The sequence below is a fragment of the Cellulomonas sp. ES6 genome (assembly GCF_030053835.1).
GTDB lineage: Bacteria > Actinomycetota > Actinomycetes > Actinomycetales > Cellulomonadaceae > Cellulomonas.
In genome coordinates, this window is record NZ_CP125655.1 from 3,825,076 (window position 1) to 3,841,249 (window position 16,174).

General features: G+C 77.2%; 8 protein-coding genes. All 8 read left to right on the plus strand.

Going from position 1 to position 16,174, the window contains the following annotated elements:
- Positions 1–19 precede the first annotated feature (19 nt).
- The 8 genes from P9841_RS17745 to P9841_RS17780 all read left to right on the plus strand — a co-directional run bounded on the left by P9841_RS17745 (position 20) and on the right by P9841_RS17780 (position 16,159).
- On the plus strand, positions 20–847 hold the full coding sequence (locus tag P9841_RS17745) for a PP2C family protein-serine/threonine phosphatase (protein WP_283319901.1): 828 nt from the start codon (positions 20–22) through the stop codon (positions 845–847).
- Positions 844–2,358, plus strand: a complete 1,515-nt coding sequence (locus P9841_RS17750; RefSeq protein ID WP_283319902.1) for an FHA domain-containing protein — start codon at positions 844–846, stop codon at positions 2,356–2,358. Before P9841_RS17745 ends, P9841_RS17750 begins: the two co-directional genes overlap by 4 nt.
- Positions 2,355–3,932 carry a serine/threonine-protein kinase gene (locus P9841_RS17755; protein ID WP_283319903.1) on the plus strand — a complete coding sequence of 526 codons (1,578 nt, stop codon included), beginning with the start codon at positions 2,355–2,357 and terminating at the stop codon, positions 3,930–3,932. The genes P9841_RS17750 and P9841_RS17755 overlap by 4 nt, the downstream gene beginning before the upstream one ends.
- Positions 3,929–9,796, plus strand: coding sequence for an Ig-like domain-containing protein (locus P9841_RS17760; protein ID WP_283319904.1), 5,868 nt, complete (start codon positions 3,929–3,931; stop codon positions 9,794–9,796). Before P9841_RS17755 ends, P9841_RS17760 begins: the two co-directional genes overlap by 4 nt.
- 58 nt (positions 9,797–9,854) lie before the next feature.
- Entirely contained in the window at positions 9,855–10,808 is a 954-nt protein-coding gene (locus P9841_RS17765) for an AAA family ATPase (RefSeq protein WP_283319905.1), read from the plus strand.
- A 34-nt stretch (positions 10,809–10,842) separates the two neighbouring features.
- Entirely contained in the window at positions 10,843–12,012 is a 1,170-nt protein-coding gene (locus tag P9841_RS17770) for a DUF58 domain-containing protein (protein ID WP_283319906.1), read from the plus strand.
- Between the two features lie 128 nt (positions 12,013–12,140).
- Positions 12,141–14,519, plus strand: coding sequence for a transglutaminase-like domain-containing protein (locus P9841_RS17775; RefSeq protein ID WP_283319907.1), 2,379 nt, complete (start codon positions 12,141–12,143; stop codon positions 14,517–14,519).
- Entirely contained in the window at positions 14,516–16,159 is a 1,644-nt protein-coding gene (locus tag P9841_RS17780) for an RDD family protein (RefSeq protein ID WP_283319908.1), read from the plus strand. The genes P9841_RS17775 and P9841_RS17780 overlap by 4 nt, the downstream gene beginning before the upstream one ends.
- The last annotated feature ends 15 nt before the right edge of the window (positions 16,160–16,174 follow it).

The window sequence follows — 16,174 nt, forward strand, 5'->3', positions numbered from 1 at the left end:
CGAACCGAGGGGAGTGCAGGTGCGGACGACGTGGGGCTCGGCCTCCGACAGGGGGCGCGTGCGGACGCTGAACGAGGACGCGCTGCTCGCGCACCCTCCGGTGTTCCTGGTCGCCGACGGCATGGGCGGGCACGAGGCCGGCGACGTCGCCAGCCGGCTGGCCGTCGAGGAGTTCGCCCGCCTCGCGGGGCTGAGCGCCGTCGACCCGGCGGACCTGCACGCCTGCTTCCGGCGCGCCGCGCAGCGCATCCGCGCGACGTTCGAGCGCCGCGAGGGCGGCACGACCGTCTCCGGCGTCGCGCTCGGCGACCACGAGGGCACCGCGCACTGGCTGGTCTTCAACGTCGGCGACTCCCGCGTGTACCGCTGGGCGGACGACGAGCTCGCCCAGCTCACCGTGGACCACTCCGTCGTCCAGGAGCTCGTGGACTCGGGCTCGCTCACGCGCGCCGCCGCGGAGCGGCACCCCGAGCGCCACGTCCTGACCCGCGCCCTCGGCACGGGCGCCGACCCGGAGCCGGACTACTGGACGCTGCCCGCGCGGCCGGGCGACCGCATGCTGGTGTGCTCCGACGGCGTGAGCGGCGAGCTCTCCCCGGAGCAGATCGCGGACGTGCTGGCCACGACCCCCGGCAGCGGTGCCGCGGCGGCCGAGCTCGTGCGCCGCGCGGTGGAGGCCGGCGGCCGCGACAACGCCACCGCGGTCGTGGTCGACGTCGAGGTCCCCGAGGACGGGACCGCCGGATGGCTTGCCTTCGGGGCCGAGGGTGCCGATAGGACATGGGACGAGACGGTCGACGGGGCCACCATCCCGCGACCCCGGAGCCACCAGGAGGACTCTCGGTGACCGTTCCCGAGTACACCCCCGGCGACTGGTACGCCGTCGTCGCGGGCGGCGTCGTGCTGCTGCTCGCGCCGAGCACCCCGCCCGAGGTCGTCCGCGACGTCTGGGCGTCCGCACCCGAGCGCGGCGGCGGGCTCGGCGCCCAGCTCGACGCGCTCGTGCGCCACGGCATCGGCGGGCTGCACCCGTTCGCCGCCGTCGACCTGACCTCCGGGGCGGTGCAGACCGCGCTGCGGGGCGACGTCGAGGTCGAGGTGGTGCGCGGCACGCGCGCCGAGGTGCTCTCCGCGCCCGACGTCGTGTCGTGGTCGGAGCGTGCCGTCGGGTCCGCCGACGAGGTGACGGTCCGCGCGACGGGCGCCGGGCGCGGCCCCGCGCTGCCGATCGTGAGCGGCGTCGTGCGCGCCTCGCGGGTGCGGGTGCGCGTGACCGAGGACGCCGCGGCCGCGGCATCCGACGCGGCACCGGTGGTCCACGCCGCGACGCCCGTCCCGGTCGCGACGGCGTCCGCGACGCAGGCGCAGGCCGGGTACCCGCGCCGCCACGTGGTCGCGCCGGGCGAGGTCGTCGAGAGCGACGCGCCCGCGACCGGGGAGCCGTCCGAGGACGAGCTCGTGGACGACGGCGGTGCCGTCCGGCCGGTGCCGGCCGCGGAGCCGGAGCCCGTGGTGGAGCCGGAGCCCGTCGCGGAGCCGGAGCCCGTCGTGCGGGCGGAGCCCGTCGCGGAGCCCGTGCCGGCCGCGGAGCCGGTCGAGGACGGACGGCGCGACGCGCTCGAGGCCGCGCCGGCGGACGAGCCCGCCGACCCCGCCGACGCGCCGCAGGACGCCGCGGACGGCACCGACGAGCCCGACGCCGAGCCGTTCGCGTGGCCGCCGGTCACCGCGACGGCCGGCGACGCGCCCCCGGCGCCCGCGCCCGCCCCGGCGCCCGCGCCGGCGACGGCGCCCGCCCCGGTGCTGCCCGGGCCGGCGTCCGCCGACGACCACGACGGCCTGACCATCCTCAGCGGCGAGCTCGCGTCGATCCGCCAGAACCTCCCGTCGTGGGCGCTGTCCCAGACCGGGGAGTGGCCGTCGGGCGCGGTGGTGCCGACGCCGGCCGCCGGTCGCGGCGTCCCGGGCGGGCAGCCCGCGGCGGCGCCCGCCCCCGGTGCGGTCGCCACATCGGCACCCGTGCCGCGGCTGGCGCTGTCGACCGGCGTGCGGGTCCCGGTGGACGGCGTCGTGCTCATCGGCCGGGCCCCGCAGGCCGACCGCGCCCCCGAGGGTGTCGAGGCCCGCCTCGTGACGGTCCCGAGCCCTGAGCACGACATCTCGCGCACCCACGCCGAGGTGCGCCTCGAGCTGGGCACCGTGCTGGTGACCGACCTGTACTCCACCAACGGGGTGACCGTGTCCTCCGGCGGGCTCCCGCCTCGCCGCATCGCCGCCGGCGAGCCGGTCGTCGTGCGCGACGGGGACGTGGTCGACCTCGGCGACGGTGTGACGTTCACCCTGGAGCCGGGTGCGTGACGCGCGGACGTGAGGCCTCGCAGCCGCCGCGCCTCCCGGGCTACACGGTGCAGCGGCTGCTGGGCGCGGGGGGATCGGCGGACGTGTTCCTGTACCAGCAGGAGCTGCCCCGCCGGCTGGTGGCGGTCAAAGTGCTGCTCGCGGGCGTGGACGACGCCGCGCGCGACGCGTTCGAGCGCGAGGCGGACCTGACGGCGCGGCTCTCGCACCACCCCTCGATCGTGACGGTGCACCAGGCGGGCCTCGCCTCCGACGGCCGGCCGTACCTCGTCATGGAGTACTGCCCGCTGCCGGGCCTCGGGCAGCGGTACCGCGCCGAGCGGTTCGAGGTCGCCGAGGTGCTGCAGCTCGGGGTGCAGCTCGCGTCGGCCGTCGAGACCGCCCACCGCGCGGGGATCCTGCACCGCGACATCAAGCCGGGCAACGTGCTGACGACGGAGTTCGGACGGCCGGTGCTCGCGGACTTCGGGATCGCGGCGACGGTGGACGCGGGCGGTCCGGCCGTCGGCATGTCGATCCCGTGGGCCGCGCCGGAGCTGCTCGCCGCGCGCCCGCACGGCGACGCCCGGTCCGACGTGTACTCGCTGGCCGCGACCCTGTTCTCGGCGCTCGCGGGCCGGTCGCCGTTCGAGCGGCCCGGCGGCAGCAACGAGGCGGCGGACCTGGTGGGGCGCATCGAGCGCGGCACCCCGGTGCCCCCCGCGCGCGACGACGTGCCCGACCGGCTGCGCACCGTGCTCGCCCGGGCGATGGCGCGCGACCCGCAGCAGCGGCACGCGCACGCGCTGGACCTCGCGCACGACCTGCGCGCCGTCGAGGCCGACCTCGGCCTGCCGCTGACGCCGCTGGACGTCGCGGACGTCCGCGCGGAGCCGGGCGCCCCCGCCGCGGCGGAGCCGGACGCGACCCGCGCGCGGCCCGTGCTGGAGGTCGCGCCCGGACCCCGCCCCGCGGTGCCGGCCGGCCCGCCGGTTGACGTGGGCTCCGGCCCGGACGCGACGCGCCTGCGCCCGGTCCTCACCGTGCCGCCGGACGCCGCCGCCCCGCGGCTCGCGCCCCCGGCCTCCCCGGCGCCGCCGTCGCCGGCCGCGGCGTCGCCCGACGGCGACGACCTGGTCGAGGTCCGCGAGGTGCACCCGGGCGTGCCGGCGCGGTCGCGCACCGGGCGCGTGCTCGCGGTCGCCGGGTCCGTGGTGGTCATCGCGGCCGCGGTCGTCGCGGTGGTGCTGCTCGCGGGCCGCCCGGACGGCGCCCCCGACCCGGGGCGGGACGACGACTTCCCGGGCCCCGCGGGCTCCGTGCAGTCGACCGTGCCGAGCCCCACCAACCTGTTCGGCACCCGCGAGGACGACGGCTCGGTGGTCTTCACCTGGACCAACCCCGACGAGCAGGACGGCGACACGTACCTCTGGGGCCGGCGCACCGCGACGGGAGAGCCGCAGCTCGCCGTCGTGGACGACACGACGGTGACGGTGCCCTCGGACGGCACGGCGGCGGAGGTGTGCATCGAGGTCTCGATCGTCCGGGCGGACCGCCGCGTCTCCACCCTCCCGGCCGAGGGGTGCGTGCCGTGAGCGTGCGCTGGAGCCGCCGTCGCGCCGCGTCGACGGCCGCCGTGGTCGCGGTGCCCGCCGTGGTGGCGACGCTCGCGCTGGTCAACCCCGGGTTCCCCCTCGCGCAGGTGGACCTCAACGACGGCGCCGTGTGGCTGACGTCGACGAGCACGCTGCAGGTCGGCCGGTACAACGCCCAGGTCGAGGAGCTCAACGCCGGCCTCGTGGCGACGAGCACGGAGTTCGACGTGCTCCAGGACGCCGGCGAGGTGCTGATCGTCGAGCCGGGCACGGTGTCCGTCGTCGACCCCGCGGGCGTCACCGCGGCGTCCCAGGTGGCGGTCCCGGCCGGCGCGCAGGTCTCGATGGCCGGCGGCACGGTCGCCGTGACCGACGCGGACGGCCAGGTGTGGGTCAGGACGTTCGAGGACCTGCCGCTGCTGCAGACCAGCGACGAGCCCGACGCCGACGTCGGCGCGGGGGGCCTGGCCGTGGCCACGACCACCGGCGCGGCGCTCGCGGTGGAGGCCGAGACCGGCGAGGTCACCCGCCTCACCCCGGTGCCCGGCGGCGCGACCCGCAGCGAGGCCGGGCCGGCGCTCGACGGGCCGGTGGACGCGCTCACGGCCGTGGGCGACGTGCCCGTGGGCCTGGACGGGGAGACGGTCCGCACGCCCGGCGGGTCGACCGACCTCGGGCTCGCGCAGGCGGTCCTCCAGCAGCCCGGACCGCCCGCGGGCGCCGCGCTCGTCGCCGGCAGCACGGGCCTGGTGGAGGTCGACCTGTCGTCGGGGTCGGTGGCGGCCGAGCACGACGCGGGCGGTTCGGGCCGGCCGGCGGCGCCGGTGCGGGTGGGGACGTGCGCGCACGCCGCGTGGCCCACGACGACCGCGAACTACCTGCTGCTGTGCGACGGGCAGGACGCCGAGGTCCGCGACCTCACCGGCGTGACGACGTCGGACCAGCTCGTGTTCCGCGTCAACCGCCAGGTGGTCGCGCTGAACGAGGTCGTCGAGGGGCGGCTGTGGCTGCCCCTGGAGGACACCGAGGTCCGCGAGCCCGAGTGGAAGGACGTCGTCCCGGAGGACGAGCCCGACGAGCAGACCGACGAGAGCGACGGCGACCGCACCACGCAGGAGCTCGTGCCGGAGTGCTCCGCGACCAGCGCTCCGCCGACGGCCGTCGACGACGAGTTCGGCGTCCGTCCCGGGCGCACCGCGATCCTGCCGGTCATCGACAACGACACGTCCTCCGACTGCGGCATCCTCGCCATCACCGACGTCGACCCGCTGCCGGCCGAGATCGGCACGCTGCAGCCGGTGTACGGCGGGCGCGCGCTGCAGATCGAGGTCCCGGCCGGCGCGTCCGGCAGCGCGACGTTCTCGTACACGGTCAGCGACGGCCGCGGCGCGACCGCGCCCTCGACGGCGCAGGTCACGGTGACCGTCCGCGACGCGTCGCTCGACGAGCCCCCCGTGCAGGTGCGCACCGGCGAGATCCGCGTCGAGCAGAACGCCTCCGCGACCTACCCCGTGCTGTCCGACTTCAGCGACCCCGACGGCGACCCCCTGACGCTGGTGGGCGCCGTGGCCGAGAGCGGCACCGCCCGGTACCGGCAGGACGGCACCCTCACGTACGTGGCCGACGGCGGGGAGCTGGGCCGCACGGTCGTCCGGCTGCTGGTCTCGGACGGGGTCTCGACCACCGAGGGCACGCTGGACGTCGACGTGCGGGCGCCCGGCTCGACCGACCTGCTGGTGGACCCGCTGCACGCGGTGACGTACGTCGACCAGGAGGTCGAGCTCGCGCCGCTCGAGGCCGTGCGGACCCGTGGCAGCGAGCCCGTGCGGCTCGCGGGGGTCGAGCAGGCGACGGGCGTCACCGTCACCCCCGACCTCGACGCGGGGACGTTCTCCTTCAGCGCGCCGACCGCGGGCACGTTCTACGTCTCGTTCACCGTCACCGCCCCGCCGCAGCAGGCCGTCGGGCTGGCGCGCATCGACGTGCGCGAGCGCCCCGACGAGCCCGAGCCGCCGGTCGCGGTGCTGGACCACGCGTACCTGCCGCAGGGCGGTCAGACGACGGTCGCCCCCCTGGCGAACGACACGGACCCGGGCGGCGGGGTCCTGCTGCTGCTGTCCGTCGACGCGCCCGAGGGGCTGCGCGTGGCCGTGCGCCAGCGGGAGCTCGTGCAGATCTCCGCCGTCGGGGCGCTCGCGGCGCCGGTCACGCTGCAGTACGTCGTGTCGAACGGCACGCAGACCGCGACCGGGCAGATCATCGTCTCGCCGGTGCCCGCGTCGGGGTCGTCGCAGCCACCCGTCGTCCCCAACGCCACCGCCGACGTGCGGACCGGCGGGGTCGTGACCGTGCCGGTGCTCGAGGGCGCGCACGACCCCGACGGCGACGAGATCAGCCTGGCGCCCGAGTTCGCCGAGCCCCTGGGGGACGGCGAGGGGCTGCTGTTCGTGGCCGGCGACGTGCTCCGGTACCAGGCTCCCGCGACGCCCATGACGGTCCACGCGACGTTCGTCGTCCGGGACTCCGACGGCAACGAGACCGCCGCGACCCTCACGGTGCGCGTCCACGAGTCCGACCCCGACACCAAGGCGCCGCCGCGCCCGAAGGCGCTCGTCGCGCGCGTGTTCGCCGGAGACACGGTGCGGATCCCCGTGCCCCTCGTCGGGATCGACCCGGACGGCGACGGCGTCACGCTGCTCGGTGTCGCGTCGGCCGGGACCAAGGGGCGCGTGGCCCGCGTCGGGGCCGACTACCTCGAGTACGAGGCGCTGCCCGGCGAGGCCGGCACGGACACGTTCACCTACGCGGTCGAGGACTGGACGGGGCAGCGGGCCGTCGCGACGGTGCGCGTCGGCATCGCCGCCCGGCCCGGCGACAGCAACCGGGTGGTGGCGCGCGACGACACCGTGACCATCCGCCCCGGGCAGCGCGTCGAGGTCCGGGTGCTCGAGAACGACACGGACGTCTCCGGCGGCACGCTGTCCCTGCAGGACGAGCTGGAGGTGCCCGCCGGGATCACGGCGTCGGTGGTCGGCAGCCGGGTCGTGGTGCAGGGCGACGCCGCGGGCGTCATGCCGATCGGCTACACCGCGCAGAACACCCGCGGGGCCCGCGCCGGGGCCGTGCTCACCGTGACGGTCGACCCCGACGCGCCGGTCCTGCCGCCGATCGCCCAGGACGTCGTCGTCCCGCCGGTCGACACGGTCGGCCGCACCTCCGTCGACGTCGACGTGCTCGCCGTCGCCCAGAACCCGAGCGGGCCGCTGGACGACCTCGAGGTGTCCGTGCCGCGCTCCGCCGCCGACGTCGCCTCGGTCGGGGCGGACGGGCTGGTCACGGTGACGCTCGCCGCCACCGCGCAGACGATCCCGTACCTGCTGACCAACCGGACCGCGCAGGACGTGCGGTCCTACGCGTTCATCTCGGTGCCGGCGCTCGGCTTCTTCCCGCCCACCGCCCGTCCGCGGGCACCCGAGCTGCGGGTGGCGAGCGGCGAGACCCTCACCATCCCGCTCAGCGAGCAGATCCAGGTCGCCCCCGGGCGCGTCGCGCAGGTGTCGGACGCGACGCAGCTCACCGCCACCCGCTCGGACGGCTCGTCGCTCTTCGTCGACGACACCACCGTGCAGTACACGCCCGCCGACGGCTACGTCGGGCCGGCGTCGATCACGGTGCCCGTCACCGACGCCACCGGGCCGGGGGACACGAGCGCGCGCACCGCCGTGATCACGCTGCCGATCACCGTGTACACGCTCGACGACTACCCGCCGGTGTTCGACCCCGCGGTCGTGGACGTCGGGCCGGGCGAGCCCGCCGCCACCGTCGACCTGCTGGCGTTCACGCGCGGCGTCGAGGGTGCGTCGGGCGCGGAGACGTACACCTACCGCCTCACCTCGGGGCAGCCGGCGGGCTTCACGGTCGGCCTGTCCGGCAGCCGGCTCACGGTCGCCGCGGACGTCGGCACGCCCAAGGGCACGCGCGCCACGCTCCAGCTCGAGCTGGGGTACGGGCGGTCGTCGTCGATGGACGTCCAGGTGGAGATCCGCACGATCGCGAGCACCCGGCGCGTCGCCGTGGTCAACAACGTGTCGCTCGGGGACGGCGTGCAGGGCCGCGAGCGCGTCGTGGACGTGCTGGCCGGCGCGTACAACCCGTTCCCGGACCAGCCGCTGCGCGTCGTCTCGGCGACCGTCGAGACCCCCGGCACCGGGACCGCCGCCGTGTCCGGGCAGAACGTGGTGCTGCGCCCGGCCGCCGACCTGGTCGGCGAGATGGTGGTGCGCGTGCGCGTGCGGGACGCCACCGGCGACCCGGCCCGCGAGGTCTCCGCCGGCATCTCGCTGCGCGTGCGCGGCAAGCCCGCGACGCCCGCAGCCCCCCGCATCGGCGAGGTGCGCGACGGCACCGTCGTCCTGTCGTGGACCGCCCCCGACTTCCGCGGCGAGCCCATCACCGGGTACCGGGTCGTCGCGAGCCCCGGCGGCACCCCGACCTCGTGCGCGAGCACCACGTGCACGATCACCGGCCTGACGAACAACGTGGAGTACACGTTCACCGTCGCCGCCGAGAACGCCGTCGGCATGTCCGACCCCAGCCCGGCGTCCGCCGTGGCGCGCCCCGACGCCGTCCCCGACACGCCGGCGCCGCCGCGCTGGACCGGCTTCGGCGACGGCGAGCTCACCGCCGTCTGGGACGCCCCGGCCAGCAACGGGTCGCCGGTGACGTCGTACACGCTGGAGATCTCGCCCGCCCCGCCGGGCGGGGCGGGCTCGGTCACGACGAGTGGGACGCGCTATACGTTCACCGGCCTGGCGAACGGCACGGAGTACACCGTCCGCGTGCGGGCGCACAACCGTGCGCCGGACCCCAGCGGATGGAGCACCTCGTCCGCGACGGAAATCCCGGCGGGGGCACCTGGCGCGCCGACATTCCCCCCGGACGCGGTGAGGTCAGATGCCTCCGAGCAGTTCACCGTCCGGTGGAATCCTGCGGATCCGAATGGTGACGCGATCCGTGAGTACGTCGTCGTGGTCTCCGGAGGGCGCAAGGCCGGCAGCTACTCGGTCACGCCCTCAGCCGCTCCGAGCTTCACGCTCACCGGGGTCGAGAACGAGACGCCGTACACGGTTCGCGTCGTCGCCAGGAACAAGGCTGGTTCGACATCGTCGGTCGAGCTGCCTGCCCAGGCGTTCGACGTCCCCGACGCACCGGGCAGGCCGGTCGGCCAACCTGGTTCCTCCAGCACGTCCAGCCCCGGTAGAGGGTCGGTGCGCTTCACCTGGAATGTGCCGCGGGGCAACGGGGACATCGTCACGTCCTACAAGGTGTTCAGCGGAGGCGCCGAAGTGGCTCAGGTCTTCGACCCGAGCTACACGGTGCAGAACATGCGGGGTGGCGACTCCGCCCAGATCAGCGTCGTCGCATGCAACCGACGCGGTTGCGGGCCTGGAAGCCCACAGTCCGAACCCGTGGTTGCCTTCACGCTGCCGGCAGCACCGACCGGTCTGTCGCTCAGCACCTCGTCGGCCTCGGGCTACGGGCGACCCACAGACGCGACCGCCGCGTGGTCTGCTCCTTCCGACACAGGCGGGCGGGCGATCGACAACTACGAGTTCTCCCTCTCGGGCTGGACCTGGCGTGCGATCGAGGGAAGTCCGACGCCGTCTACTGCTACGAGCGCAAGCTTCGCGCTGCCGAACTCGAACCTGCCCAACAACTCCCAGGTGACGCTGAGGGTCCGGGTCCACACACAAGAGGGCTGGTCCGCGTGGGCTGAGGCATTCCCGCAGATCTCGTGGGAGGAACCGCCGCAGCAGCCGGATCCGGACCCCGGCACTGACCCGGACCCCGGCACCTCCGGGTGACGCCCGCCCTGCCGATGAGACAGACGACCCCCTTCCCCCGACAGGAGACGACCCCCCGATGACCCCCGAGCAGTCCGCCTGGTTCGCCGAGACGTTCGCCTCCCTGGTCACCAACGTCTCCCGTGCGGTGCTGGGTGCCGACCGGGCCGTGCGGCTGGTGCTGACCGCGATGGTCGCCGAGGGCCACGTGCTCCTGGAGGACGCGCCCGGCACCGGCAAGACGTCGCTGGCCAAGGCCATCGCCGCGTCGGTGCAGGGCACCCACCAGCGCATCCAGTTCACGCCCGACCTGCTGCCGAGCGACGTCACGGGCGTGACGATCTGGGACCAGGGCACGCGCACCTTCCAGTTCCACCCGGGCCCGGTGTTCACCTCGGTGCTGCTGGCGGACGAGATCAACCGCGCCTCGCCGAAGACGCAGTCCGCGCTGCTCGAGGTGATGGAGGAGGGGCACGTCACGGTCGACCGGGACACGCACCCGGTGGGCCGGCCGTTCGTCGTCATCGCGACGCAGAACCCGATCGAGCAGGCCGGCACGTACCGGCTGCCGGAGGCGCAGCTCGACCGGTTCCTGGTGCGCACGTCCCTCGGCTACCCGGACCGGACGGCCACGGTCGAGATCCTGTCGGGCGCCCGGGACCGCACGCGCGCGCTCGACGCGGTGGTGACCACGGCCGGCGTCGTCGAGATGTCGGAGCTCGCCCAGACCGTGCACGTCGACGGCGCGGTGCTGGACTACGTCGCCCGCCTGCTCGAGGGGACGCGCGAGGACCCGCAGACGGCGCTCGGCGGCAGCGTGCGCGGTGGCCTCGCCCTGGTGCGGTGCGCCCGGGTGCAGGCCGCGGCGGCGGGACGGTCGTACGTGATCCCGGACGACGTGAAGGACCTGGCCGTGCCGGTGCTGGCGCACCGCCTGGTGCTCGACCCGGAGGCGGACTTCCTCGGCGCGACCGCCACGCAGGTCGTCGAGCGCGTGCTGTCCGCGACCGCACCGCCGGTGGCGCGGGCGTGAGCTGGACCGTCCGCACCCGGGCCGGGGTGACGCCGTGAGGCGCTCGCACACCCGGCTCTCGGGCGTCGGCTGGGGCGCGGGGCTGCTCGGTGCGGCCGCCGCGGTCGCGGGCGTGCTGCTCGGCTGGGTCGAGCTCGCTGCGGCAGGTGCCGTCGGTGTCGCCGCCCTGGTCGTGGCCGTCGCGATGACGTGGGGCCGCCTGCCGCACGCGGTCCGCCTCGACCTCGCCGACCGCCGGGTGCGGGTGGGGGAGCGGGCGTTCGGCGGCGTCGTCGTGACGGCGCCCGCCGGTCGCCGGACCCGGGCGGTGCGGCTCGAGCTGCAGGTCGGTCAGGGCCGTGCGGAGCTGGAGGTGCCGTCGCTCGCACCCGGCGCGGAGCACGAGGAGCTGTTCGCGGTGCCGACGGAGCGCCGGGCCGTCGTGACGGTCGGTCCCGTGCGGGCCGTGCGCGGCGACGCGCTCGGGCTGGCCGTGCGGCACGCCGTGACCACCGGCTCGGAGGAGCTGTACGTCCACCCCCGCGTCGTCATGCTGACCGGCGCGGACGCCGGCCTGCTGCGCGACCTGGAGGGTGGCTCGACCCGCGACCTGTCGGACATGGACCTGGCCTTCCACGCCCTGCGCGACTACGTGGTGGGGGACGACCGGCGCTCGATCCACTGGCGCACCACCGCGCGGCGCGGCGTCCTCACGGTCAAGCAGTACGAGGACACCCGGCGCACGCAGACCGCCGTCGCGCTCGCCACGGACCCGCGCGACTACGGCCACGCCGACGACGACGCGGAGCTCGAGCTCGCCGTCTCGGTGGTGGCCTCCCTCGGGGTGCACGTCATCGCCGAGGAGCACCCCCTGGCGGTGCTCGCCGGCCCGGGGCGCGTCCGGACCACGGCCCGGCGCCCGCTGCTCGACGACTGCTCGGCGATCGTGTGCGGTCCCGACGGCACCGCGACGGCCCTGCTCGGCCGCCGGATCGCGCGCGAGGCCGCCGACGTGACGCTCGCGTTCCTCGTCACCGGCGCCGTGGTCGCCGACGCGGACCTGCGCGCCGCGGCCCGGCACGTGCCCGAAGGCACCCGCACGCTCGTCGTCTCCTGCGACCCCGGCTCGGCCGTCCACGTCCGCACGCAGCGCGGTCTCAGCCTGGTCCGGCTGGGCGCGCTCGACGACCTTCCCCGTGCCCTGCGCCTGGCGGCGGCCGGATGAGCACGACGACCGCCCTCCCGACCGCCCCCGCGGCGACGCCCCCCGGCCCCCCGGCGGGGCCGCCGCCCGGCGGGCCGGCCCGCCGTCCCCGGGGATCCGGGCGCCCCGCGGCCGCACGTCGGCGCGGGGTGCCGCGCGGCGCGGCGGCCGTCGTCGACGTGCTCGTGCTCGCCGTCGCGACCGCCGCCGCCCTCACGCCGCTGCTGCCCGTGTACGGCGGGTCGACGCTGGTCGTCCCCGTCGTGGGCGGTGTGCTGGTGGGAGCCGCGGTCGGCGTCCTCACCGCGTGGGCCCGGTGGTCACCGCCGGTCACGGCTGCGGCGCTCGTCGCCGTCGCCGTGCTCGCGGGCGGCCCGCTGGCGACGCCCGGGCAGACGGTCGGCGGCCTGCTGCCGACGCCGGCGTCCGCGGTCGCGGTCGTGCGCGGCTCGGTGCTCGGCTGGAAGGACGTCCTCACGCTCCAGCCCCCGCTCGGCGGGTCCGGCTGGTTGCTGGTTCCCCCGTACCTGCTGGCGGTGACCGCGACCGCCGTCGGGATCCGGCTCGCCCTCGGCGCCGGCCGTGCCGCACCGGCGGCCGCGGCCCTGCCCGCCGTGTGCCTCGCCGTCGCGGTGCTGCTCGGCACCCACACCGTCGTCGCGCCGGCGGCGGTCGGCACGGCGCTCGCGGTGGTCCTCGTGGTCTGGGCCTCGTGGCGCGCGAGCCGGCTCCGCGTCCGGCGCCCCGTCGCGCTGGTGGCGCTCGTCGCCCTGGCCGCCGGGGCGGGGCTCGGCGCGGGCGCCGTCGTCGAGCAGCAGCGCGACCGCTTCGTGCTGCGCGACGAGCTCGTCCCGCCGTTCGACCCCCGCGACTACGCCAGCCCGCTGTCGGCGTTCCGCGCGTTCGTCAAGGACGACGACACCGTCGACCTGTTCACGGTGACCGGCCTGCCCGCGGGCGCCCGGGTGCGCCTCGCGACGTTCGACCGGTTCGACGGCGTGGTGTGGAACGTCGCGGGCGACGGGTCGTCGCGCGCCTCCGGGGAGTTCCGCCGGGTCGGCGAGACGGTCGGCGACGGGGCGGCCGAGGCCGCAGCGGCGGCGGCCGCGGCCGGGGTCGGCACCCGCGTGCAGGTGCGCGTGCAGGTCGACCAGCTGGACGGCGTGTGGCTGCCGACCGTCGGCGACGCGGTGTCGGTGCGCTTCGACGACCAGGAGGACCAGGCGCGGCTGCGGTTCAACGACGCCACCGGGGCGGCCGTGCTGACCGGCGGGCTCGGCACCGGCCTCACGTACACGCTGGACGCGCTCGTGCCGGCCGAGCCCGACGACGCCGCGATCGGCTCCGCCGCGGGCCGGGACCTGGACCTCCCCGAGCCGCAGGCGGTGCCCGACGCGGTGGTGGCGGCCGCCTCCGACGCCGTCCGGGATGCCGAGACGCCCGTCGAGGTCGCCCGCGCCCTGGAGCGGACGCTGTCGGAGAACGGGTTCTTCTCCCACGGCCGCACCGACCAGGGCGACTACCCGTCGCTCTCCGGGCACGGGGCCGACCGGGTGGCGACGCTGCTCGACGGCGAGCTCATGGTCGGCGACGACGAGCAGTACGCGTCCGCGATGGCGCTCATGGCCCGGGAGCTCGGCCTGCCCGCACGTGTGGTCATGGGCTTCGTGCCCGGCGCCGACGAGGACGGGGACGCCGGGACGGACGAGACGCCGACGGCGGACCCCGACGAGCCGGTGGTGGTGACCGGGGCCGACGTCCACGCGTGGGTGGAGATCGCCTTCGCGGGCCACGGCTGGGTGCCGTTCGACCCTACGCCGCCGGAGAGCCAGACGCCGCAGGACGAGACCGAGACCAGCCAGGCCGACCCCGAGCCGCAGGTCGCCCAGCCCCCGCCGCCGGCACCCGAGCCGGTGGAGCCGCCGCAGGACGACACCGAGCAGCCCCAGACGCAGGACCCGGCCGACGAGTCCGGCTGGGCGCTCTGGCAGCGGATCGCGCTGGGCGTCGCCGCGGGGTCCGGCGGGCTGCTCCTGCTGCTGTCGCCGTTCCTCGTCATCGCGGCGCTGAAGGCCCGCCGTCGCCGCCGCCGCCGTCGTGACCCGGTGCCGCTGCGCCGCGTCGTCGGGGGCTGGCAGGAGGTGCTGGACCTCGCGACCGACCTGCAGCGGGACGTCGACCCGGTCGCGACCCGCCGCGAGGGCGCCCGGGCGCTCGACCGGGCGTTCACGGCGCCACCGCCGGTGCCAGCGCGTCGTGGACGTGCCGCGCCGCCCGCGCCGACCGCGGCCGGGGCCGAGGCGGGCGCCGCCGTCGTGGCGCTCGCGGAGCGGGCGGACGCCGCCGTCTTCGGGCCGGACGAGCCGTCCGTCGCCGACGCCCGCGACTACTGGGCGCAGGTCGACCGCGCGCTCGACCGCATGCGCGCCGCGACCCCGCCCCGGCAGCGCTGGCGCGGCCGGCTGACCACCCGCTCGCTGCGCCGCCGTGGCGGGCGAGCCCGACGGAGCACAGGAGCAGGACGATGAGCAGCACCTCCGGCGGCGGGGTACCCGCCGTGCACGGGGCACCACCGGCGCCGATCGGACGCCGGGTGACGGCGTCGCTGGTCGACGGCGTGCTCACCGCCCTGGTCGCCGCGCCGCTGTGGGCTGCCACGGTGCCTGCCGCCGTCGCCTCCGTCCGCCAGGAGGAGCCCGCGGCGACGCCGTCGGGAGCCCTGCTCGTCACCGGGGCGGTCCTCCTGGCGGTGTGGGGCGTCGTGCAGTGGGTGTGCCACGGCACGCGCGGGTGGACCGTGGGGCGCCGGCTGCTCGGCCTCCGGACGGTCGACGTCCGCAGCGCCCGGCCGCTCGGGATGGGGCGGGCGCTCGTCCGCTCGCTCGTGGTCGCGATCGGCGCGCTCGCGTGCGGGGTCGGGCAGCTGCTCGTGCTCCTCAGCCCGCTGTTCGACGGTACGGGCCGTCGCCGTGGCTGGCACGACCGGGTGGCCGACGCGGTCGTCGTCGACGTCCGGGGCCTGCCCGCCGCGCGGCGCATCGCCGCGTGGGAGCCCGTGCGCCGTCCCGCGACCGAGCCGGTCGTCGCGCGCGAGGTGCCGTGGGCCGGAACCGGGACCACCGACGACCCGCCCGGGGACGCGACCCCCGTCCGCCCCGGCGTCGACGACCCGCCCGGGGCCGTGCCCGCCCCGCAGCCGGACCTGCCCGCGCGCACCCGGTGGGCGGCGCTCGCGGGGGAGCGGCAGCTCGACGCGCCCGGCCTCGTCCTGCCCCCGCTCGGCAGGCCCGGCCCCGGCCCGGACCTCGACACCCGGCAGATGCCGACCGTGCCGGCGGCCGGTGCGCTGCCCGGGTGGCCGGGCACCGCGGGCGACGTCGAGCGCGCGGGGCGGCACGCCGCCCCCGGCGCGGCGGCGGCCCCGGGTCCCGCGCACGTCGAGCCGTCGGTGCCGACGCCGCCGCACCCGGACGCGCCCGCCGCGCCGGAGGAGGCGCGCACACCCCTGCCGGCCGCGCCGGTGTGGGCCGTGCCGCCGGCCCCCGCCGCCCCCGCACCGGCGCCCGCGGAGGCGGCGACGCCGGGACCCGTCGCCGCCCCCGCGCCGGAGTCCGGGGCCGCGCCTCAGCCTCGGCTCGCGCCGGAGCCCTGGCTCTCGCCCGCGCCGGAGGCCCGGGTCGCGCCTGCGCCGGAGCCCCGGCTCGCGCTCCCGCCCGAGCCCCGGGTCCCACCCGCGCCGGAGCCCCGGCTCGCGCTCCCGCCCGAGCCACCGCTCCCGCCTGTCCCGCCCCTGCCGCCCGAGCCCTTCCCCGCCACGGTGACGGCACCGGGGCCGGACGCCCCGCGCTCCTGGGCCGTCCGCCTGCCCGACGGGACGGTCGTCGGGCTGGAGGCACCCCTGCTCGTCGGTCGCAACCCCGAGCCCCAGCCGGGCGTCCGGGTGGCGCCCGTGAGCGACCCGGGCCGTTCGGTCTCCAAGACGCACCTCATGCTCGGGGCCGACGAGCACGGGGCGTGGGTGGTGGACCGCGGCTCCACCAACGGCACCCTCGTCACGCTGGCGGACGGGCAGCGCATCGTGTGCCTGCCCGACCGGCGCGTCCGGCTGACCGACGGCTCGCTCGTGGCGTTCGGCGACCTCTCGCTGTCCGTGGGGCTGCGCGCCTAGAGTGACGCATGGGCC

Excerpts from the sequence above, each read along its gene's own strand:
- P9841_RS17765 (WP_283319905.1), top strand. The coding sequence starts at position 9,855 with ATGACCCCCGAGCAGTCCGCCTGGTTCGCCGAGACGTTCGCCTCCCTG.
- P9841_RS17780 (WP_283319908.1), top strand. The coding sequence starts at position 14,516 with ATGAGCAGCACCTCCGGCGGCGGGGTACCCGCCGTGCACGGGGCACCA.